Annotated in this window: 17 protein-coding genes and 3 pseudogenes; 17 read left to right on the top strand and 3 right to left on the bottom strand. The window is 32.8% G+C overall.

The genetic code is table 11. The features are described 5' to 3' along the window. The first annotated feature begins 189 nt into the window (after positions 1-189). Positions 190-2,483 (top strand): annotated as a pseudogene (locus F0362_RS28545) (M60 family metallopeptidase). A gap of 830 nt (positions 2,484-3,313) precedes the next feature. Here the strand turns inward: F0362_RS28545 and F0362_RS28550 are convergent. Then, positions 3,314-4,778 (bottom strand): annotated as a pseudogene (locus F0362_RS28550) (catalase). Positions 4,779-5,844: 1,066 nt separating this feature from the next. Here F0362_RS28550 and F0362_RS30695 point away from each other — a divergent pair. The 8 genes and pseudogenes from F0362_RS30695 to F0362_RS30760 all read left to right on the top strand — a co-directional run. Further along, positions 5,845-6,000, top strand: a complete 156-nt coding sequence (locus F0362_RS30695) for a hypothetical protein (RefSeq protein ID WP_170958044.1) — start codon at positions 5,845-5,847, stop codon at positions 5,998-6,000. Positions 6,001-6,030: 30 nt separating this feature from the next. Next, entirely contained in the window at positions 6,031-6,153 is a 123-nt protein-coding gene (locus F0362_RS31295; protein ID WP_000562068.1) for a hypothetical protein, read from the top strand. A 253-nt stretch (positions 6,154-6,406) separates the two neighbouring features. After that, positions 6,407-6,688 (top strand): hypothetical protein, encoded by a 282-nt coding sequence (locus F0362_RS28560; RefSeq protein ID WP_000053167.1) that lies wholly within the window; start codon positions 6,407-6,409, stop codon positions 6,686-6,688. 568 nt (positions 6,689-7,256) lie between these two features. Further along, a complete protein-coding gene (locus tag F0362_RS28570; RefSeq protein ID WP_000207757.1) occupies positions 7,257-7,952 on the top strand; it encodes a response regulator transcription factor in 696 nt (231 codons plus the stop codon). Positions 7,953-8,535: 583 nt separating this feature from the next. Further along, positions 8,536-9,657: an IS200/IS605 family element RNA-guided endonuclease TnpB gene (gene tnpB, locus F0362_RS28580; RefSeq protein ID WP_000973303.1), complete on the top strand. Its 1,122-nt coding sequence runs from the start codon at positions 8,536-8,538 to the stop codon at positions 9,655-9,657. Positions 9,658-9,828: 171 nt separating this feature from the next. After that, positions 9,829-10,140 carry a heavy metal-binding domain-containing protein gene (locus tag F0362_RS28585; protein WP_000637486.1) on the top strand — a complete coding sequence of 104 codons (312 nt, stop codon included), beginning with the start codon at positions 9,829-9,831 and terminating at the stop codon, positions 10,138-10,140. 537 nt (positions 10,141-10,677) lie between these two features. Next, positions 10,678-10,965 (top strand): ArsR/SmtB family transcription factor, encoded by a 288-nt coding sequence (locus F0362_RS28590; protein WP_000935902.1) that lies wholly within the window; start codon positions 10,678-10,680, stop codon positions 10,963-10,965. Between the two features lie 30 nt (positions 10,966-10,995). Next, positions 10,996-11,061: pseudogene (locus tag F0362_RS30760) on the top strand (IS6 family transposase); the annotation flags it as partial. Between the two features lie 205 nt (positions 11,062-11,266). Here F0362_RS30760 and F0362_RS31300 read toward each other — a convergent pair. After that, positions 11,267-11,401 carry a hypothetical protein gene (locus F0362_RS31300; RefSeq protein WP_000653177.1) on the bottom strand — a complete coding sequence of 45 codons (135 nt, stop codon included), beginning with the start codon at positions 11,399-11,401 and terminating at the stop codon, positions 11,267-11,269. A 653-nt stretch (positions 11,402-12,054) separates the two neighbouring features. Here F0362_RS31300 and F0362_RS28595 point away from each other — a divergent pair. The 8 genes from F0362_RS28595 (at position 12,055) to F0362_RS28630 (ending at position 22,733) form a co-directional block, all read left to right on the top strand. Then, a complete protein-coding gene (locus F0362_RS28595) occupies positions 12,055-12,342 on the top strand; it encodes a lactococcin 972 family bacteriocin (RefSeq protein ID WP_000768886.1) in 288 nt (95 codons plus the stop codon). A gap of 177 nt (positions 12,343-12,519) precedes the next feature. Continuing rightward, positions 12,520-14,739: a DUF1430 domain-containing protein gene (locus F0362_RS28600; protein WP_098009950.1), complete on the top strand. Its 2,220-nt coding sequence runs from the start codon at positions 12,520-12,522 to the stop codon at positions 14,737-14,739. A 5-nt stretch (positions 14,740-14,744) separates the two neighbouring features. After that, positions 14,745-15,371: an ABC transporter ATP-binding protein gene (locus F0362_RS28605; RefSeq protein ID WP_000402084.1), complete on the top strand. Its 627-nt coding sequence runs from the start codon at positions 14,745-14,747 to the stop codon at positions 15,369-15,371. Between the two features lie 732 nt (positions 15,372-16,103). Then, complete coding sequence (locus F0362_RS28610) at positions 16,104-18,338, top strand: N-acetylmuramoyl-L-alanine amidase family protein (protein ID WP_098009948.1); 2,235 nt, start codon at positions 16,104-16,106, stop codon at positions 18,336-18,338. Between the two features lie 137 nt (positions 18,339-18,475). Further along, a complete protein-coding gene (locus F0362_RS28615; RefSeq protein WP_223268719.1) occupies positions 18,476-18,664 on the top strand; it encodes a DUF2164 family protein in 189 nt (62 codons plus the stop codon). A gap of 384 nt (positions 18,665-19,048) precedes the next feature. Next, positions 19,049-20,548 (top strand): spore germination protein, encoded by a 1,500-nt coding sequence (locus F0362_RS28620; protein WP_098009946.1) that lies wholly within the window; start codon positions 19,049-19,051, stop codon positions 20,546-20,548. 20 nt (positions 20,549-20,568) lie between these two features. Further along, positions 20,569-21,651, top strand: a complete 1,083-nt coding sequence (locus F0362_RS28625; RefSeq protein WP_000809704.1) for a GerAB/ArcD/ProY family transporter — start codon at positions 20,569-20,571, stop codon at positions 21,649-21,651. Between the two features lie 2 nt (positions 21,652-21,653). Continuing rightward, the gene (locus F0362_RS28630; RefSeq protein ID WP_000832868.1) at positions 21,654-22,733 is read left to right on the top strand and encodes a Ger(x)C family spore germination protein; all 1,080 of its coding nucleotides are present in this window, start codon (positions 21,654-21,656) and stop codon (positions 22,731-22,733) included. Between the two features lie 280 nt (positions 22,734-23,013). Here F0362_RS28630 and F0362_RS28635 read toward each other — a convergent pair whose 3' ends face one another. Further along, on the bottom strand, positions 23,014-23,964 hold the full coding sequence (locus F0362_RS28635) for a nucleoside hydrolase (RefSeq protein ID WP_001170302.1): 951 nt from the start codon (positions 23,962-23,964) through the stop codon (positions 23,014-23,016). Between the last annotated feature and the right edge of the window lie 158 nt (positions 23,965-24,122).

Consider the following 24,122-nt stretch of genomic DNA (forward strand, 5'->3'; position numbering starts at 1 on the left):
ATTTAGTATAAACAAGGTTGAAAATTTCTTTCTTCTGGTATGTTTTATATTTATTAAACAATAGTAAGATTTCCGAGTTTATATTTCTGAAATTTCAGAAATATAAACTCGCCAGGAGATCGAAATTAATTACATTCGTTCAACAAAAGGATTTTAACGGAACAAATTGAAAAAGAAAGGATTATTTATATGCAGAAAAGGAATCATTATATATTTCAAAAACCGATGAAAGTAATTGCGACATCTGCTATTTTGACAACTACAGTATTTACACCTATTATAACAAACAATTTAAATGTACACGCTGAAACAGTTAATCAACAAACTACAAACCAATATGAACTAAGGGAGTTTGAGCTACCAGCTACAGGAAGCTATCAGGATGAAGCCACAAGAGAGAGAAGAAGTGAACAAAAAACTATATACCAACTGGAATTTATATAAAACCGAATGAAGAGGTTACAGTTGAAGTATCAGGAACGAATAAGATTAGAGCAATTATTGGAACACATGGCTATGATAAAGAATGGGGAAAAGAAATTAAACTTTCTCCTGGTACGAATAAGATTTCATCTCCAAATGGTGGGTTATTAGGACTTGATAATAATCAAACTACAGGAACAGTTAAGGTAAAAGTCACACAAGGTGGGAGCCATATTCCACTCTTTGAACTAGGGAAGCATACGAAAGCAGACTGGATGGCGATGATGGACAAGTATCCAAATGCACATGCTGTTCAATTAAAATCAAGGAAAGCAGTACTTACGGTTACTCAGGATAGTGCTAAGAAGCATATAGTGAATCAAGATCCTATCCCGTTATTAGAAACATATGATGAAATGATTCGAGCGCAAGATAAAATATCTGGATTATCTGAAACAGATCCTAATCCTTTACATCGTTCGACTGAACGTATTTGGGCCTTTATAGAAAATCCTAACAGACCAACATGGGGCATGTATGCAAGTCTAGATGGAGCTGCATTTACTACTGCTGGTAACGCAATTGAAAGTGCTTTAAATGTAAATAAATTTGGATGGGGACAAATGCACGAAGCGGGACATGCAAGACAACAACACCCATGGACGTGGAATGATTTAAGAGGGATGGGTGAAGTAACAGTTAATCTATATTCTTTAGCTGCACAAAAGCGATTATTCCCGAATCAACCGACGCGCTTAGAAAAATCAGGTGATTACGATAAAGCTTTTGCATACTTAAAACAAATAGATAAAGACTATAAAAATATAAATGACTTGTTTGTGAAACTTGTTATGCCTTGGCAACTTCATCTCGCATATGGTGAAGACTTTTATCCGAATCTTCACAAACTATATCGTGAGTTACCAAAGGATCGACTTCCAAAAACGGATGAAGAGAAAATTCAAGCATTCATTTACAATACATCCAAAGTAGCGAAACAAAATGTACTCCCGTTTTTTGATCAATGGGGACTGAAAGCATCACAAGAAACGCGACAAAAAATAGAAGCTTTGAACTATCCGATATTAACCGCACCTATTTGGGAAGCAACAGATTCTAAACCTGTAATTGTAGAAGAAACTCCAGATATGGAACCGAATTTTACAGTACCTGTTGGAGCGACAATTACTATAGGTAGTTCATTCGATCCAATGTCAGGAGTGTCTGCTACTGATAAGGAAGACGGAGACCTTACTAATAAAATAACAGTTGACGGTAAAATAGATACCTCTAAAGCAGGCACTTACGAGTTAACTTACACAGTTAAAGACTCTAAAAATCATAAAGTAAACGCGAAACAAACGGTTACGGTTAAAGAGAAAGAAGAAATAAAAGATGAGCCGCCATCACTAAAAGTACCCTCAGAAACTACAATTTCGGAAGGGGATAAATTCGATCCAATGAGAGATGTAAGTGCTACTGATAAAGAAGATGGTGACCTTACATCAGAAGTAAAATATGAAGATGAAGTAGATACAAATACACCTGGCACTTGCACGATTAAATATATAGTTAGAGATTCTGCAGGTCATTTGGCAACTCAAATACAAACTGTAACAGTTAAAGAAAAAGAAAAACCTATTGAGATTCAAGAGCCTGAGTTAACTGTACCTACTGAAGGGAATATGAATGCAGAAGACAAATTCGCACCAATGACTGGGGTTAAAGCTATTGAGAAAGAAGATGGTAATATTACTGATAAAGTAAGACATTTTGGTGAAATAGATATATTTAAAACGGGTACTTCCGAGGTAAAATTCCTTGGTCGTGACTCCGGTAGTAATGAGGTAACTACAATACAAAAAGTGGTAGTGACAGATAAAGAAAATGGTATTAATAATATCCCTAAAAACAGTAATTCTGATGAAAAAGAAGATATGTATAAAGAGCTTCCAAAAGCAGGTACAACTACAAATAACAGTGCAGCAATAGGCATATTGATGGTTCTTGCAGGTATGGTAATTACTTTTGGTTGCAAATTTAAAAAGGTACTAAAATAGTTGTACCTCAGTGCATTGAATAAAAGTAAGACTGAATCAGGAGTTCAAATTGAAACAATAGAGAGATTGACACTCCCACGTCTAAAGAAGGACTAAAGTCCTGCGTGGGCTTTCTCGTATCGTAAATTCTGTAATTTTTTTGTTACCTTCAAATGAATCAGCTATATGTTAAAATGTTTATATTCCTCCTAATCAATTCATGTGATTAGGCGAGCCCTAAGGAGTCCCTATCTCCTAAGGGCTCTTTCATAATCTATTATTCTATCTTATTTACCTACTCCATAAAGCAAATTAATCTCCCTTGCATACCCACAAATTATCCTCCTCAACATTAGATGCCTTGAAATCTCTCTTCAAGATATTAGGTACTTCCCATGACGAGAAGTATTTATCCATTATTAATACTGTTTATAGGTATGTAGTTTTTACACAATTAAAATTGATTAACTATCTGTTTTTCGATCTTTATTCTTATAAAGTTATAAAGTATAAAGATCAAGTATACATTAGTTCTTCGCCAAGATTCCCTAAATGAAAATATATCCATAGGGAAGCGTGTAGAACCTTGCTATAACGATAATAAGAAAATACATTCAATATATGTTAGCTATATGCCTGCATTGCAATTGTAGGATTAGCAAAAACAAAATAATAATTTGGAAATGCTGCATAAATTGTATGAACAAATATTAATAATCCTATCTATTGTTGAAGAGAACTAAAAAAAGAAGTTGTCCCTAAAAAGTCGTTTTTAAACGGATTTTTGAGACAACTTCTTTTCTTACATATTGTAAGTTAAATTTGAGAGTAAAATAAAATTAAGCATGCTATTATTTTGTAGAAATTCCTACATACGATGAAATATCAACATTTAATGCTTCTGCTAAGCGAATACCATATTCGCGATCTGCACGGAAGAAGTTACAAATAGCTAGTAGTTTCGTACGCTCATTTACGTCTTTCAAGTCATTAGTTAAGTTTGCAATTAAGTTGTCTTGCTCTTCTTTAGAGAATGAACGATAACGCTCACCGGCTTGTTTGAAGTCGTTCGGTTTCTCATTTTTTTCACGAGATACATAGCCTCCTACTCTCATAGTTGAATCGCGGTATGTTGGGTCTTCAACTGGATTTTCAGTATGGCGGCTCGGTTCATAGTTTATTGTAGATGGGTTTTGATTTACTTGCATCGCACCATCACGTTGTTGATTACGAACAGTTGCGTATGGGCAGTTACAGGGATTTGTAAATAATTTGCACCAAGTCGGTAACGCTGTGTATCTGGGTAAGAGAATAAACGACCTTGTAATAGCTTATCTTCAGACGGTTCAATACCAGGTATAGTTGCACTTGGTGTAAAGGCCACTTGCTCTACTTCCGCAAAAAAGTTTTGTGGGTTACGATTTAGTGTCATTGTCCCTACTTCAATGAGTGGGAAACAATCTTCTGGCCAAACTTTTGTTGGATCTAATGGGTCGAAATCTAAAGAATCCATTTGATCTAATTGCATCACTTGTACGTATAGACCCCATTTGGATGATTTCCTTTTTCAATCGCATCGAATAAATCGCGAGTTGCATGATTGAAATCTTTACCTTGTACTTGTTCCACTTCTTTTGCACTTAAATTTCGTACACCCTGCTGTGGTTTCCAATGATATTTAATGTAAACAATTTTACCTTTTGCATTAATCCATTTAAATGAATGGACGCCGAAACCTTCCATTTCACGATAGTTTGCTGGTGTACCATAATCAGAAAATACCCATGTCATCATATGAGTAGATTCTGGTGTTAACGTCATAAAATCCCAATAACGATCTGGCGTTTGAATATTTGTATCAGGTGCTGGCTTTAAAGAATGCACCATGTCAGGGAATTTAATTGCATCACGAATGAAGAAAACTGGTAAATGGTTACCTACGATATCGTAGTTTCCTTCTTCTGTATAAAATTTAACAGCGAACCCACGCGGATCACGTGCTGTCTCCGGAGAGCCTTGGCCATGAATAACTGTTGAGAAACGAACGAATACAGGCGTTTCAGTTCCTTCATTTTGTAAAAATGCTGCCTTCGTATATTGCTTCATACTGTTTTTAGTTACAAATACACCGTGAGCACCTGCACCACGTGCATGTACAACGCGCTCTGGAATACGCTCACGATCAAAATGGGCAAGCTTTTCTACTAAATGATAGTCTTCTAATAATACCGACCCACGGCGACCAGCTGTACGAGAATTTTGGTTATCTCCAACTGGAGCACCTTGGTTTGTTGTTAAGCGATTATTTGGATTCATGAAGTGGAACCTCCTGTTTATAAACGATAATAATTTTTTTATAATAATTATTATAATTTAATATATATTTAGTTTTATTTCTTGTCAATAATTAAAAATCGTTTTTATTTCATTTTTTGAGATAGGGTCCGCGAATCAATCTATAAATATATCTTGTATATTTACCATAGCCAACCTAAAATACTCTGCAAAAAATCCATGACTCTTTTTTATCACCTAAAATTATTCAACCGATTAGTAATCTTCTAAGCTAGAGCATACTAATCACACATCTTTTCTGCAGTTTCATTCCCCTTATATTTATATAAATTAATCCGCATGAGTACTCGTCCATCATTTTGGAATTTTTTTTAAACAGCTCCAGTGGGAACTATATGCTCAACTAAGTAATTATTTCATGTTATGTAGTATGTATATTAAGTTGTAATTATTATAAATTGATAATTGATAAAAGTAAATAATTTGTCGATAAATGTCATGAAAAAACCAATATCAATTCTTTTTTTATAATTTTTATAAAAAAAGAATTGATATTGCATGGAGATTATATTAATATCATTCGAGGATATTATGTACTATTTGGGGCTACCGCCAGCATTTTGGAACAACCAAGCTTCTTAAATGAAAAGATCTCTAGCGTACGATATTCGCCTTTAGGCTAGGAAGATATTAATTTCTTAGGAGAATATAAGTTTGGGAGATTACACCCAATAAGTTTACATTGCTTATGTCTTTTGAATATTAAAGAGCCGATTTGCTCATAACGAGGTAAATTGGGCTCTTTTCTTCTCTGAATTTTCTTAGCTTGGTTTTTTTCTGAAATAAATGTTAATTATGAGGAGAGAATGCCGATGCTTAGAAAATGCCGAAATATAGGGAGCTTATTATTAATTCTTACTTTGCTAATTGTAGCTTGTGTATTACAGGCCTTGGGAGAGGAGAATGGGGAATGACGGATGCAATTATAGAAATTTTTATGAAATTCATTGTGATTTATTGTATAGGCTGTTTTGGTGGTAGTTTGTTATGGAAAACGAAAACAGATTGAAAGATAAGGAGATTCACTATGAGCCTTCCCACCCAAAAAAAGATGTTGCAGCGAGTTAAAAAAGAGGCAACGTCATACTGTAATGTTAATCCTTTGGCTTTTGCAATAGGGATTAGAAATGGATTTTTAATGGTAATGCCATTTTGGTTAGTTGTATTGTATTTAGTTATATAAAAACGCCATAACTACGAAAGGGTGGGAGAAATGATTGCTTCGAATGGAATTATAGATATCCATTCGAAAAAGCAGGCCCAAGAATTCACAATGGAAATGACAAAACAAATGCTTCATGAAACCGTTGGATTCAAGTGGGGGAGAAATGCATAATCATTTTTAAGTGGAACCATCTTTGATATTAAAGCTAAGTATAAAGAACAAGCTCATTTATCCGAACTTAAAGTGTTTGTTGTACAAAGTGAGAAGAAGGACAGCTTTTTAGAAGATATCACTAGCCATTTGAGATTATCCTTCCTCTCATTCATGCTTTTTAAATCATGTTAGCTTGAAGAATCAATACGTGCTCTTTGTTCCTATCCTTTCTGGATCGTATATGAGGGCAATAGAGGGGGGGAATAACAAAATGAGTTTAATTACTCCACATTATTTGCTTGTAGGTGGATGTTCGAAAGACAAAGTGTTACAGGCACATAAAAAAGCAAAAGAAATATTTAATCAGAATAACGAAATAAATAAATTGATAAGTCCGTTGAAAAGCGACTCCTTTTTTATACTTTATGATGGCAGCCATCACAGATGGAAAAATGAAGATGAATATATGAAGGCGAAAACGGCATATGTTCAATACCTTGTAGAGTCTGATATTCAGTTTGTAGAAATGGCAACACAAGAATTAATTTCTTGAAAGCATGCAAAAGGTCCAAAAAAACTAGAACAGCACATCTATCATGTAAAAAGAAAAAAACGGCGCATCATTAATCAGCTAATCGATTGGGGAGTTTCAAGAGGCTCAACTTTATTCAGGTGAATCAGAAGAGAACTTGTATTATCTAGTCAAAGCGTTTTGAGGTGTATATAAAAACGTGGGAATTTAAGAGCAAACGATGAAAAATATTTCGTTTTCACGTAATAAATTATGTGGTCGTAGAGTTGACAGGGGAATGAGATTAAGGACGAAAAAGTCCTATCACTTAATTAATATAGAACGAATAAACTAGGGATACCACTCCATGTCCACCAACTTAAGAATCTTTACTAGCTCCACGTTATTCTTTCTAAAAGACTAAATCGAAAGGATGACAGTTTTTTTACTAGATTTTTAAGTTGATGGACATATATAGTGACTCCTAGGAGTTGATACATATAAAAAAAGTGCACATGTATATAAAATTTTTTGAAAATAAACTACCAGAATCTTAGAACTTATATCAAACCAATAGCCGTTTATCAACAAGAGTAAAGGAGCGGTGAGTATGACAACAATCTTAGTATTAGAAGATGATATAACCATCCGTAGTTTTATTACATTGAACATGCAGCGTGCTGGTTTCAATGTTTTAGAAACCGATACAGGTGAAAAAGCTCTTGAACTTTTAGAACAGAATAATGTTGATATTGTAATACTTGATGTTATGTTACCAGGAATAGATGGATTTCGGGTATGCAAAAGTATACGAAAAAACAATGAAGATATTGGTATTATTATATTAACGGCACTTGTTCAAGAGAAAGATCAGGTACACGGTTTGACAATTGGGGCAGATGATTATATTAAAAAGCCATTTAGTATAATTGAATTAGTAGCACGTGTACAATCATTGCTAAGAAGAATTCAAAAAAATAAAAAGGAATTGGAATTGATTCATTCGGGGCCATTTCAATTAAATCTTCTGCTAGGAGAATTATATAGGAATGAGATAGTAATTGATTTAACTCCAACAGAGCATATTATTTTACGATATTTAATGGAAAATTCCATGAAACCAATTTCACGTAATGAACTCCTAAATAAAATATGGGGTATAAATTGTGTAGGTAATACAAAAGTCATCGATGTGAATATCAATCGTCTTCGTCAAAAGATCGAAACTAGTCCTTCTAATCCTGAGTTTCTCCTTACGGTACGAGGAAAAGGATATAGATGGAACGAAAACAAACATTGCAACTAATTTGGCAGAAAATCGATTCGCTTATACTTTTTTTTAATTACAAAAGTATTTACAAAACTTACAAAAACTATTTTTAATATTGAAAGCATTTTAATATTAGTGTTAAGAAAACAAATTTGGGCAATAGGGCAATTCAAAAGAACGTCGAATCAGTATCATTTTCTGATGGGAATGAATTGAAAATTAAATCTATTTCTTTAAGATTATAAATGTTAAAATCGATGTTTTATCGTTATATGTAGTATCGGCTACTATTATTTCTGAAGCATCTGTATATAATAAATTACCAGTAGATATGATTGATGGATATGCAGTTTTTTGATAAATAACCCCTACAAGAAACAAGTTTTTTGTGGATAGCTTGTTTTCTTTCACCCTTACAGAACTGTCATCTTTATCATTTTAGCCAAGAAGACTCCTTCCTCAAGGAACGCGAAGTGAGTAGGTGGGAGATGAATTGGCTTCGGACAAGAGATGGCAGGAAGCAATCTTAATTGTTCGACATACATAAACTGTTACTTCACTATCTATCGAATGTATGTTTGTTGTATAATAGACACATGCCGAAATGGAGGTGAAATGAGTGATGATTAATAAAGCATATAAATTTCGTATCTATCCAAATCAAGCACAAGCAACCCTAATTAATAAAACAATTGGCTGTTCTCGTTTTGTATTCAATCATTTCCTATCTCTATGGGATAACGCATACAAAGAGACAGGGAAAGGTTTGACATATGGTACATGCTCTGCCAAACTTCCTGCCATGAAGAAAGAATTTGTTTGGCTCAAAGAAGTGGATAGTATTGCGATTCAGTCGTCTGTTCGCAACCTTGCGGATGCTTATACACGCTTTTTCAAAAAACAAAACAGTGCCCCGTGTTTCAAATCTAAGAAAAACAACGTACAATCTTACAACACAAAACAAACAAATGAAAACATTGCCGTTGTAGGAGACAAAATAAAATTGCCAAAACTAGGTCTTGTTCGATTTGCCAAAAGTCGTGAAGTAAAAGGACGTATTTTAAATGCTACAGTTAGACGGAACCCTTCTGGCAGATACTTTGTGTCCTTGTTAGTTGAAACAGAAGTACAAGAACTTCCGAAAACACATTCTTACATTGGAATGGATGTGGGACTAAAAGATTTCGCCATTTTGTCAGATGGAACAATCTATAAAAATCCGAAGTTTTTTCGATCATTAGAAGAGAAGTTGGCGAAAGCACAGCGTGTTCTTTCTAGAAGAACAAAAGGATCTTCTCGCTGGAATAAACAGCGAGTAAAAGTGGCTAGAATTCATGAATACATGGCAAATGCTAGAAAAGATTACTTGGACAAAATCTCAACTGAAATCATCAAAAACCACGATGTTATCGGTATAGAGGATTTGCAAGTATCGAATATGTTAAAGAATCATAAGTTAGCAAAAGCAATTAGTGAGGTATCATGGTCACAGTTTCGAACCATGTTGGAATACAAAGCAAAATGGTACGGCAAACAAGTCATTGTCGTATCGAAAACATTTGCTTCCAGCCAATTATGTTCTTGTTGTGGATATCAAAACAAAGACGTTAAAAATCTCAACCTACGTAAATGGGACTGCCCTTCTTGTCGTACACACCATGATAGGGATATTAACGCAAGTATTAATCTAAAGAATGAAGCGATAAGGCTTCTAACCGCAAGGACTGCGGAGATAGCCTAATAAATTAGAGTTCAATAGAACTCTTTACTTAGGAATCCCCCTCTTCTAAACGAAGTGAAAGTGGGGGTAGTTCAAGTAAGGTTATTAGATAGTTTATTTAGTTTTTAAAATTAATAATAGGATTATAGCAATCAACAATAACTTTTTAAAAATTATAGGAGTGTGTTAATAATGATCGTAACAACAACTAATACTATTCAGGGTAAAGAAATTATTGAGTATATAGACATCGTAAACGGTGAAGCAATTATGGGTGCAAATATCGTACGCGACATATTCGCTTCTGTTCGTGACGTTGTAGGTGGCCGTTCTGGTGCTTATGAAAGTAAATTAAAAGAAGCTCGTGACATTGCCATGGAAGAAATGAAACAACTTGCAACGCAAAAAGGAGCAAATGCAATTGTTGGTATCGATGTAGACTACGAAGTCGTTCGTGATGGAATGCTAATGGTTGCAGTAAGCGGTACAGCTGTACGTGTCTAAATAGAAAGCAAAATATAACCTAATTGGTGAACTGCAATTCTAATTGTTAGACATAACTAACAATTAGAGTTGCAGTTTTTTATAGAAAAATACTCTTTGAAAAAAATTAGTTACATAGAGGTTCTGGCGAATAGCTAACAATGTATCAAATAAGTCGATACATTAGGTGTAGGGTTTACACAATCGCTATTAACTATTGGAATTTCTGGCATATCCCAAAAAGGATTCTTGCGAAAGTACATGAAGGGAGTCAATTCCTTGGTAGAGGTCAATTCCTACTACTAGAAACCACTGATTCGGTTAAGCAAAGTTACTTAGGTAAGAAACCATCAAAGGTGATCTTGGAATTATGTCTAATATGAAAAAGCCAAATGCAACATTTTCAGATGAATTAAAGGAAGTAAAAAAAGAGAATAAGAGTGTCTCAAGCATACCAGGGTATGTTGAAAAAATAAAAAACTAATTAAATCAAAAAGATGATGCAGAATAAATTATTAATATTATAAACATATATCGATTCAAAAGGAGATGTTTAGTTTGTTAAATTATGAAAAAGACGCAGAAGTTTTTAAGGCATTAGCTCATCCAGTAAGAATTGAAATTTTGAAAGAATTAATTATAAGAGGGGCATGTAATGTAACACAAATTGTAGGTATACTGGGTATCCCACAATCTACTGTTTCACAGCATTTAGCAAAGATGAAATCTCAAAAATTAATTAGAAATGATAGAAAAGGATTAGAAGTCTACTATAGTGCCCAAAACAAAACTATTAATTCCATTGTTGAAATACTACTAGATTACAAATCTACTAATTGTAAGTAAAAAATAATAATCTTTGTTCCAGAACCCCCTAAGTCAATCAAGGATTCTTAGCGGATTGATGAGACATATGTAAAAATTAAAGGTCAATGGATGTACTAATACCGTGCTGTTATTTAAAGTTAATACAATTAATTTTCATGTTTCAAATACGTCAATGACTTCTTATGATTAAACTACCCCCACTTTCACTTTTTTAGAAGAGGGAGATTCCTAAGTAAAGAGTTAGGCTATCTCCACAGTCCTTGCGGTTAGAAGCCTTATCGCTTCATTCTTTAGATTGATACTTGCGTTATAAACATTTTCAGTCTTCCTTCTTTTTAATTAACTCTTTTACAAAACCTTTTACTTTCTCTTTTTCTACCTCACTACATTTTATTTCTTCAAATTCAGTTAGGTTTATATGGATCTCTTGTAATAGTTCATAAATATCTTTCATACTATCTCACCCCCTAAATTCTTTCTTATTTTAATTTTTTATGCAATTAAGAAAGTGAATCTAAGGCATATTTAGTAAAAATTTATTCTTTCCGTATTATCGAAATATTTAATTTGTAATATGTAACGTTAATAATGGATAGACAATTTCTTATACCTTATATAACGTATTAAACAAAGTGATTTCTCACACTTACCACAAATTTTTTTTAGATCGCATACCATACGATTCCATGCTAACAAAAAATTGAAAATGTCTATTTCTTAAATTGCATCATTTAAAATACTTTCCAATTACTCCCCTCTATATTTGTAAATACTTACTTGATTGAAAATTTTCTTTTTAAGTATCACTATTTTTATATCAAATAATTACAGAAAATTCTGAATTTTATTTAAAAAATTTTGAATGTGTCTTTCTTGAAAAAAACTGTGATAATATTTAAAAAAACGATTTGAAGTTAATATTTCCCACCCTATTTTTAATTGAATTATTTTTTCATTTGAGTATCTTTACCTTATTTACTTCCTATTTGTTAGTTTATTGTATTCTGTTCTATATATTTATTTTTTAATGCGGTTGTTTAAAAATAAAAAGGTAGTCAGTCTGCAATATCTAAATAAATTAATTAGATGTTAAAGGGGGAAAAAACATTGAAATTGAAAAAAACTGTAAGTTCATTAGTATTAAGTGCTGCAATACTTGGTTCAGGAGCAACAGCAGCATTTGCTGCAACACAAAATGTAGGGGGGGGAACATGGAATTATGGAACCGGTGGTGGTTCAGTTTGGTCAAATTATTACCACGGAAGCAAAGTTCACAAATCTTCAGTAATCGGACAATATTATTATAGTTCTCCATGGACGAACCCAGGTTATACTTCATATGCAAGTGCACCTGATACAGCTGGTGTAGATGAATCTTATTGGTCTGTTAAATAAAAAGTAAGAAAAATCCTAGAACTCGTGGGTTATTACCTGCATGTTCTAGGATTCTATTTTATGTGACTTATATACATATAGATAAGCAAATTATTTTTATTAATATTTGAAGACAAAGGGTATTCTATCTTCATTTGAATTCTAAATGAAAATAGAATACGGAAAATGGAGACTGGTATGAAAAAAATATTAATTACTTTAGTACTTGTAGCCTATGCTGTATCTTCATTTGTATTTACTAAGCACTTTGAAAAAAGAGAAATGGTAAATATAAATTTTTCTGATAAAAATGGAATTCAAGTGGTTGAATTGAATAAAGATGAACGCCCGGAAGATAAACTAAGAAAGATTGAGGAATTATCCAAAAAGGAAAAAATCAACATCTATAAATTATCATATAAACCGATTAAAACTTCAAAAAAACAAAAAGTAACTATCTATGCAGCTATCGGGGATGAAACACAATTCAAACAAAAATATCCGCTAGAATGGGGAGAGATATTCACTCAAGATCATTCCGCAGCAAGTTATTTGTCATCAAGAGATACGAAAGATAAAGAGCAGGTTGGAAAGATAAACATATTTTCACCTGAACTTATGGTGGAAATTAGGCCTATAGAAGCGGCAAAAGATGAAAACTTGAGAGGCGCTTATTTTGTTGATAGTAACAATCCAAACGTTGTTCAAAAGGTAAAAGAGAAATTAAATACCGAAATCGGGTTCAAAACGGAAGAGTCAGAACGAGTAGGTGCTATGAACATCCTAGAAAATCAGGGAGTTGATAAGTACTTTATTATAGTTCTTACTATAGTTCTGTTACTCATCTTCCTGAGTTTTTTATATTATATATTATTAAATTATAAAAGTTTGGCAATTAGAAAACTGTTTGGATATACGGATAGAGAACTGATTTTTAAGCATCTATTAAAAGAAAGTATTCAAATTCATACGTTATCCTTAATGGTAGTTATTATAGGACAAGTAATATACTTGTTTTTTTATAATGGGATGAGTAAATTCTTAGATTTTGGTAGTACATGGATTGTGTGGCAATTAATTTTTTCAGGTATTTCTATTCTAGTTAGCCTACTTCCTTCTTTAATGATATATCATATAAAAATTCTGGAACTATTAAAAAATAAAAAACCATTAAAACTAGTTCAATTTTTAAATTATAGTTCAAAGTTTATCTTTTCGATTTTTCTAATTATCTTTTCTTTTAATCTTATAAATTATTATCAAGATCTAACTGTACAAAACTCTAACCAGGAACAATGGGATACAACAAAAAATTATAGTTTTTATGAATATCAAAGTAATATTATAGGCGACCGCACAAACTGGGAATATGAAACTGGAATTAAAAGCAAGAAACTATTTGGAATAACTAACCAAAAAGGGGCTTTGCTTATAAAACCATCAGATGGTATAACGTACAAAAAACAGTTAGAGTATAACAATTCTTTAAACAATACTATAGGAGATGTTAAAGAGTATGATCCTCACGGCGGTAACACCCTTCAAGTGAACTCTAATTATTTACAAGATAATCCAGTTTATGATTTGAATGGTAAAAAAATCAATATCGATGCTGATTATGGTGACTATTTAGTTATATTAGTTCCCAATAAATATCGCAGCAACGAAGCTGATATTTTAAAAATGTATAAAGAATGGTATCAATTCACAAGGTTTATTGATGAAGATAAACATAAGGAAAGCATAGGAGAAAAAATTGAACCACATAAACAGGTTGAAATTAAACTTCTCTATATCCAAGATAACCAAAAACATTTTTTGTATAATCCTATGCTAGAGGTTAACAACCAAAATTATAGCAAGGGCGCTATATTGATTGTTGTTAACTCAGAAAATATGGGTGGAGACAGCTATTTAAGTTATTTAACTGGGCGTTATTTTTTCCCAAAAGTAGATAATCCAAGTCAGCCTTATAAAGAATTAAAAGAAGACATTAAAATCGCAGGTCTCCAAGATATCATTCTTACAACGCCGTCATTATATAGTATTGTAGATGATTATCTCTTTAAATTAAAAAGCGAACTTCAATTTACTCTTCTTTTTGTAACATTATTACTTAGCATAGAGATTATTATTACTTGTTTTACAATTTTAAATTATTTAGAAAGAAATAAATTTATTCATGCCGTTCAAAGAATCAATGGCTTTGATTTTTATAAGCGACACAGTAAAATCTGTTTTCTCTTAAGTCTTTTTTGGTTAATAATTTATTTAGGTGCATTAACATTTAAATTAGCAACCTATACAATTATTTCACTTATAATTCCAGCTTATTGGTTAGTTGAATTATTAATTGTTTATTTCATCATTCGATTTGTAGAAAAGAAGAAAAATAAGGACGTATTAAAAGGAGCGTAGTTCAAGTGGAAATTGAGCTAAAAAATATATCTAAGAAATATGAAAATAAACAAGTGCTTGATAATTTTAATTTGGTTGTAAATAAAGGAGAAATGATGGCTATTACGGGTCAAAGTGGAACCGGAAAATCAACGCTATTAAATATAGTAGGTCTTTTAGAAGAACCAGACTCTGGAGATGTAATCATACAAGGAATAGAAAACGCTTGGAAGAGCGAGAAAAAACAAATCGAGCTTTTTAGATATACAATAGGCTATCTCTTTCAAAATTATGCATTAATTGATAATGAGACTGTGAGCAAAAATTTAGATGTAGCACTAGAATATGTTAAGTTACCTAATAAAGATGACAAGAAAAAAGAAGTTCTAGAAAAAGTTGGGCTACTAGACAAATTAAACAGTAAAATTTATCAACTTAGTGGTGGAGAACAACAAAGAATAGCATTAGCTAGGCTCATGTTAAAAAAGAATGATATCATCCTAGCAGATGAGCCAACTGGATCATTAGATGAAGTGAATCGGGATCAGGTGCTTAGTATATTAAAATCATTAAATAATGAAGGAAAAACAATTCTAATTGTTACTCATGACCCTGAAGTATCTAAAATATGTACTAACGTTGTTACACTATAAATTTTGAAAATAAGGTATTAACGGTTATGGTGCAAAAACTTCAAAATAACTGTAATGAAAAATCCCCCATAGATCTTATACCTATGAGAGCTTCCTAAGGGTATTTCATATTTGACTTAGTTCTATTGTAACAGGCTTTCGTCATACATGAGAAACATAAAGATCCTCATAACAAGAAATTCTTTAAACCTTTGCTGAAAGGGAATGTACGCTTATCTTATAAAAAAAGAATGCTCCTTTAAATAACAAAAAGGGCATTCTTTTTTTAGTGGCTTTATTCTCCAGTATCCAACTTCATTTTAACTGAGGCTTTAGCCTTTTCTGGTAGATGGCCTTTAAATTCGAGTTTGAAAGGTTTCGTTTTTGTGCAACTATTTGAATTAACGCAAGTATCAATCTAAAGAAAGAAGCGATAAGGCTTCTAACCGCAAGGACTGTGGAGCTAGCCTAATAAATTAGAGTTCGATAGAACTCTTTACTTAGGAATCCCCCTCTTCTAAACGAAGTGAAAGTGAGGGTAGTTCAAACAGGTTTCAAGGGATATGTTATAGGAATATTACTTTGGTTAAGAGTGAATTATGGAGAATTAGTGAAAACAAACAATAAAATCACCTTATGAAAGACTTTTGTAATATTTACGTAAGAGATTTGAAAGGTTTTTAAATTAAGATAACCTTTCGAACGTAAGATTCGGATTAATAAATAGAAAAATAAAAAGCGAGGAATGACATTATGAATGGAAAAGAAACAAAAAGGGTAAAAAAAATTCTTCCTGTAGGAATTGGAAAGAAGGTAATCCCTGCAACAGCGGCATTAGGTATTCTTTTTTCTATGGCTCCTGTTGGAGAAAGTAAGGCTAGTGCAGGGATAGGTGCGGTAGTAGATATAACTATTACTGTATTAGGTGCTGTAGCAAACACTTATGAAGCACTTGGAATAAGCCCAGGGGATCGAGACCCAGGTACTCACATTGATGTATATGCAGAAAACGAAACTTACCAAGCTCCTAGTTTTAAATCTGGGGAATTTAATATTTCTATGTATCATACACAAGGTGATTTGAATTTTCTTAAACAAGTTAAAGTACGCTATCCAAATGGAAAAATTGAAATTCATCAACTAAAATCTGGACAGCAGCTTAAAATTACTGAAGCAGGTGCAATTATAGATTTAAACCCTAATGCAGCAAATGTTTCAGAACACGATCTTCTTTACATTACACAAGCACAATTAGACGAAGGAAAGACCGGAGTTGTGATAAATCAAGGCCAACATGCATTTGTAGAAAAAGCATCTGGTAAAAACCCAAGATTTCTTGGTCCACTTTACAAAAAATATTCCGGTGACTCCTTTGGCGATTGGACGGTGATTGCTAGAAATTCAGATTACCTATTTGATCAGATAGCAAATAAATTATCAGATGAACAAAAACGATTGATAACATTAACTTCAAAGCCAGTATCTAAAGATGTCCTTGACAACTATGTTAATAATGATCCTAAAGCTCGTGCAGATTTTTATGATCGATTATCTGATGTATTGGCGGAGCGTACTAACGTCCTAGAGACATCTATGGCACTGCCATTCATTACACTAAATGACGGTAAAGGTTATCAAATTATCCCTTATAAAAAAGGAACGAATAAAGTAATCGTAAAGACAGGTTCAAAATATCTTTCAGGAAAAGAAGGAAACGGACTTCAATATTCCGATTCGCTTGGCGATGATGAAGTGTTTGAACTTGTTCAGATAGGAAATTCTAACGATGGGAAATTTCAATTCCGTTTGAATAACAAAAATGGGGTAAGTTTGGCTGGTAATCAATATACTTCTCAATTTGGTACTGATTGGAGTTTCAAATCTGAAATTCGTTTCTCTGATAAAAGCAACAATGAAATTAACAATTGGTTAATAGAGTGGTATCCAGGTAAAGAAAATGAGAAACAAAATTATGACAAAATAGAGATTATATCTAATGAAAAGGACCCTACTAAATATAGTGCAAAAGATTCCTCTGGAAACGTGATAAAGAACAGTTGGATAAATCGAGGTACTGGTTATTCCTTTGCAGATGCTGAAGGAGTCATTTTGACAGGCTGGCAAGAAATTAAGGAGAAGACTTATTATTTCTCATCCCCTTATGGCTACATGGTTACTGGAGGAGGAAGTGATTCACTAATTGATGGGAAGTACTATAACTTCAATGACTCCGGTGTTCTGCAACGATCAGCATGGAGAGACCTATACTATTCTGATGCCTCTGGAGCGTTTGTTAAAGAAGGCTTGAAAGATATAGATGGGAAAATTTATTACTTCCAAAACTTCGTGCCAAATAAAAAAGAACTACGTTTAGAAGATCAAGATGTCATCCTTCACTTTTCCGACAAAGGTGTGCTGGAGAGAGTTTCTAATCTAAATGGGGAAGCTATAAACAACACTGTTAATGTTAAGCTTGACAACAAAATATTAGCATTTAATAACGACGGTTCAATTTTGAAAACAGGAATCAACAAAAATGCGAACACAATAGCATATTATAGTTTAGAAGATGGCGCTTTCTATACCGGCTGGAAAATGATAGACGGTAAAAGATACTATTTCACAAATGGCCACAATACTATTTTCAATAATTATGAAAACATTGACGGGAAAAGATTTTATTTCCATGAAGATGGATCTGTTAACCGAGCAGGATTTGAAAAAATCGACGGTAAACTATATCACTTTGACAATAACGGCGTAGCACAAACGGGCTGGCAAACTATCGATAATAAATATTATTACTTCGATGAGAATGGGGCAGCTAAAACAGGATGGTTCCAAGTTGGTGGTGGATATAGACCTTGGCCTCTTGCATATGGATACCTTTGGTATTGTGCTAGGGAAGATGGTTCCCTTTATGCAGACGGTTGGTTTAAAATTGACGGTAAAGATTATCACTTTGACCAATGGGGACATAAAATGTAATAACATAATGATAGTTTGAAAATTTAGCCTATACGTATAAAAATGGATCATGACATGGACTGATTATATTTTCCATGTTATGATCCGTTTTAATCTTTTTAGATATACTCCCTCTTATTAGTTCTCGATTCTATTCTTTGAGACTAAATAAAAAATTCGAACTAGACTTAAGTTCACTTGAAGCTGAATATATATTGGAATTTATGATGAAAGAAATTGGCCCACTTGTATATAATCAAGCTGTAGAAGATGCATGTAAAACATTACGTCTTCAGATGGATGTTATTGAAGAAGAAATTTACGTGCTACAATTTCCAATAAAATAGAAATGATACACCCGAGCCCCCTTTTTTGTAGAAAAAAAGGGGGCTTTTGTCATCTCATAAATCCTTAACATAGGAAAATCAGTTATTCAACTTTTAAAAAATGTCTTAGCTTAGGTTTTATATCATTTAGTTGGCGGGTATCTCGAAGAGAAGTTGGTAAAAGTACAGCGTGGAGATTTCATTTAATCTATATCATATTTTCGCTTACAACTATTTCTAACTTTTACTTTCAATGCATTTTTTAACCAATTTTGGTTAAGTTATTTTCATAGAGGTTATTGCTAATTCAATGGACATATTTGCATATCAGTATGCCTGATTTTTAAAATATAAATTTCTTAAAAACTTTATGTAACTTCTTTCTGAAAGGAAGGGTATTATCAATTGAAACCTTATGAAAAAGTACCTGATGAATCTATAAAATCTTTACAGGATTTAATGCAATTACTAAAAAAATCTAAAGATTTTATAACATTGGAAATCAATTCAAACAATTCCTCTATAGTCATTTCATATTTTAGAACATTAATCGATGTGAATATATTCCATGAAGAGATTTTAACTTATATAAAGGAGAAGAGCTTCGATTCATTACAAGATATTCAGTCTGTCTTACCCTTTGAAAATTCAAAAATAACAAATCAAATGGAAGATATTCAGGATAGTATTTTAAGCGGCTATATACTTATTCAGTTCGATACAGATAAATTAAATGGCTTGTTAATAAATGTGTCAAAGAAAGAAAAAAGAGATATTACAAAAGCTGAAATTGAATACAATATCGTGGGTCCACAAATCGCGTTTGTTGAAGATTTAGATGTAAACTTAAATTTAGTACGTAGAAAGCTTCCAACACCTTATTTACAAATGAAGGAATTGAAGGTAGGATCTCTTTCTAATACAACCGTTGCAATTGTATATATTGAGGGAATTGTAAATGATCAAAATCTACAAGAAATTATAAAACGGGTGAGTCAAATAAAAACAGACCACGTTTTGGATAGCACGTATTTGATTCAGTTAATTGCAGACAATCCTAATTCTATATTTCCTCAATTTTTGAATACAGAACGACCAGACCGTGTAGCAGCTGTATTGGCAGAAGGGAAAATTGCACTTTTTGTAGATGGCTCACCTTACGCTATCACCCTTCCAACAACATTAATTGACTTTTTTTCTACGACAGAAGATTACACCATGCCTTGGATTATTGCCTCATTTTTTCGACTGTTAAGGATTTTTGCTTTTATCTTTTCTGTTTTAACGACTCCATTATATGTTTCGATCTTAACATATCATTATGAGCTTATTCCAAAAGAACTTCTTGCAACGTTGATCATATCGAGAAGTAAAGTACCTTTTCCTCCATTAATTGAAGCACTTTTTTTAGAAATAACGATTGAATTACTGAGAGAAGCGGGGACACGTTTACCAACTAAAGTGGGTTTAACTGTCGGTATAGTAGGGGGTATTGTAATTGGACAAGCATCGGTGGAGGCAAGTCTTACAAGTAACGTACTTATTATCATTGTTGCACTTTCAGCTCTTAGTTCATTTACAGCACCAATATATCGAATTGGTAATACAATTCGAGTAATTCGTTTTCCTTTTATAATAGCTGCACACCTGCTGGGCTTATTAGGAATTGTTTTAACAAGTTCTTTCCTTTTAGCACGCTTATTACGTACAGAATCATTAAGACGTCCTTATTTGTTCCCTTTTTATCCCACACGCCCTACAGATTGGAAAGACAGCATTATACGTCTGCCAATCTCAGCGATGTTCCGACGTCCAATTTTTTCAAGATCTAAACAGCGTTTTCGTTTTAATCCAGAAGAGGTAGAGAAAAATAAAATCATATCACGAAATGATTTTGATGACTGAATTTGACAGGGAGGAGCATTATGAAACAGATCCCAATTGAGTATCAAGTATCTCCATATATGGTGTTTTTTTTAATTATTACTATACAGATGGGGGTTGGTATGCTTGGCTTTGAAAGGATTAGTGCAAAATTAGTTGGAAATGATGCATGGATTAGTACGCTACTTTTTGGAATATCTGTTAATCTTATGATTTGGATCATATATCAGATTTTAAATCAGGGTAATGGAGACATCATTGCAATCAATCAAAACGTACTTGGAAAATGGATTGGTGGATTGTTCAACTTCATTTTTTTATCCTATATTGTATTGTTAGGTGCAACAACACTACATACTTATATCGAAATAGTACATGTTTGGATGTTTCCTTCAATTTCATCTTGGGTTATAGCGGGGGCTTTTTTAGGCCTATGTTATTACATTGTAACTGGAGGATTTCGTGTAGTTGCCGGAATCGGCTTCTTTGGAATCGTTATCCCAAGTATTCTAATTTTCACATTTTTTTATCCTTTGCAGTATGCAGATTTCCGAAATTTATTTCCAATTGCACAGCATTCATTCCTAGAAATTATGAAAGGAATGAAAGGAAATATGTTTAGTTTTTTTGGATTTGAAATGTTATTGTTGTACTACCCATTTATTAGAAAGGCAAAAACGTCTCAAAAATATGCGCACTATGCAAATTTAGTAACGACTATTGTCTACACATACCTTATGATTTTAACTCTTGCGTTTTTTAGTGAAAAACAACTCGCGAGCGCGATATGGGCATATTTAAGCATGATTAAAATTATACAATTTCCCTTTATAGAACGGTTTGAATACATTATTGTTTCTTTTTGGGCTTTTTTTATATTACCCAATGTTTCCTTTACACTATGGGGAGTAAGTCGTGGTATAAAAGAGGCACTAGGAATAAAGCAAAAATATGTTTTGCCAGTCATCATCGTATTCATCTTTGTTTTATCATTTTTCTTAAATAACCGTAATAAAATTAACTTATTAAATACTTGGACAGGTCAAATTGGCTTTGTATATATATATGTATACCTACCTGTACTATGGCTAATTCAAACCGCCAAAATAAAGTTAAGGAGATAAACATGAAGCGATGGATACTTTTCCTTATATTAAGTGTCTTCTCAATAGGTTGTGCTAAAACGAAAATTGTGGATGACATTGATTTAGTTCAAGTTGCGGCATATGATACTGAAGCAGAAGGTAAGCTAAAAGGAACCTTTGCGATTGCAGCTTATAAAGGAGGCGGGGAAGGTGAAACGAAAATCTATTCAGCATCAGGCCAGACTGGTAGAGAAGTTCTTGCAAGAGCATCCGAAAAATCTTCTGGACCTCTAGAGTTAGGTCAATTGCGTGTTATTATATTTAATGAAAAAATAATTGAAAAGGGAATGCAGGAAATTTTAGAGACTTTGAACCGAAATCCCAGTGTAGGAAATGCAATTTATTTAGCAATTACAAATGTAAAAGGTGAATCACTATTAAAGGGGAACTATTCTAAAGAAAAAGAAATTGCTTCCTATCTATCTTCTTTACTGGAGCAAAATATGGACAATGGAACGCAACCAAAAACAAATTTTTTTATGTTTTTAAACCAACTTGATGATGATGCGAGAGATTCATATTTACCGATGATATCTAAAAAAGATAACGTGTTGGAGTTAAATGGAATAGCACTTTTTAAAAGATGTAAAATGGTTGATACAGTGAAACCTAAAGATTTATTTGTATTTAAATTGTTGACAGATACTTTTAAACAAGGCACATACCAATTCAAACTACCTGGTTCTTCAAATACTTACGCCACGATAGAGAATATAAAGGCTAGAACAAAATATAAGATGGAGGGGAATAGCAAGCATCCATTCGTAAATGCTCATATTCAAGTTAAAGCTGAAATTCAAGAATTTACAAAAACAAAAAATCTAGATAATCCTAGAGAAATAAAAAAATTAGAAAAAATTATGGAAAAAGAAATAAAAAAAAAAGCAACTACATTGATAAAGAGTTTTATTAAAAAAGGCACAGATCCTATAGGACTTAGAAAACTTGGTAGAACTCACGTAAGAAAATGGAACAGTCAAGAATGGGAAGAATCCTATAAACATTTACGTTTTCGTGTAACAGCTGATGTAAAGGTAACCCAATCTGGTGTTACAGAATAAGTAAATCAAATAAGATATGGAAAATTTAAATAAATATGGTCTCGCAGGAGATTAGGGAGAAGAGAAACTAGTAACAAAGCATCTCATAAACATTAAGATGCTTTGTTACTAGTTTTTATTTATGAATTTTCACATAGTATTTTTTAATATAAGTACAGCCAACATTTCGGAATTTTTGTATGCTAAGCGAATTTTAACCTAAAAAATTCGAATTCCTGTACGTTAAGTGAAGTGACTTTTCATTCACATAATCCGTATTATTTGAAGTTAATAAAGTATGTTACACTCTCTTTTTTAAGAATGTTTCCATAATATCCTTCTGGAATCTTTCATAATCAAATTGAAAAGCTACATTATGTGTTTTATAGCCTGGATTCGTAGCAAAACGAAAGTCTGCAATGCTTTGACCAAATCCTTCTCCTTGATCAGGAATAACTTTAATGGGTACTCTTGAAAGGCTAACAGCCTCTTGATTCAGCAAATACCACACTGTTACAAAATCATGCATAGGGCTTCCGCTTATACCAGGATTAGACTTGGAGTAGAAATTATAATAATAGTCTAACATAGGTTTGATGATGAGTCCTGCAAGATCCTGTGTATTCCGATGAAATGCATCGATTTGCTGGACCATTTCGGGTGTAACAATCGCATGTTGAGTTACATTTAATGGGATAATTGTTAAGTTCTTCGCATGCTGCAGAATTAAATTTGCTGCATAAGGATCTGCGTAAAAGTTAGCTTCAGCCACGGCAGTCACGTTACCTGGATAGAAAAAAGCTCCGCCCATGCAAATGCATTCTCTTACGTTACGCATTGTTTCTAAATTCAATACAAAGGTCGTAGCTAGCGAAGAAAGTCTTCCCAAATTGATAATTGTAAGGTCTTCTAAATTTGAATGTATAATTTGATAAATATCATTTAAAGGATAAACTGGATAAGAAATTTCAGGGGGAATGATAGGTCCTAATCCGACTTTTCCATGTACCTCAGGGAAATAGTGAACCAATATACCTGTCAACGGTACAGAAGCACCAAGGAATACAGGTATCTCTTTTTTTCCCGCTATGTACTTCAAATAGTTAATATTTCTTATTACATTTTCTCTTGATACATTTCCATAATCGGCTACAATCCCTACAAGTTGAATATCTTTACGAAAAAAAGTGTACAGCATAGCAAATGCATCATCAATTCCCAAATCTGTAAACAGAAGAACCTTTTTTTGCATATGTCTTCCTCCAAAATTTATAGAATTCTACTTTCACTAATGATGTAGTGATTAGACTAAACTTGTACGTATATATTTTATGTATTCCTAAAGAGTGGATTCTATTCATTTGAAGTAGCTTTACTCATCTAAATTTGATATTATGTTCAATCGCAAAA

The sequence above is a fragment of the Bacillus sp. BS98 genome, assembly GCF_008432245.1.
Lineage (GTDB): Bacteria > Bacillota > Bacilli > Bacillales > Bacillaceae_G > Bacillus_A > Bacillus_A toyonensis.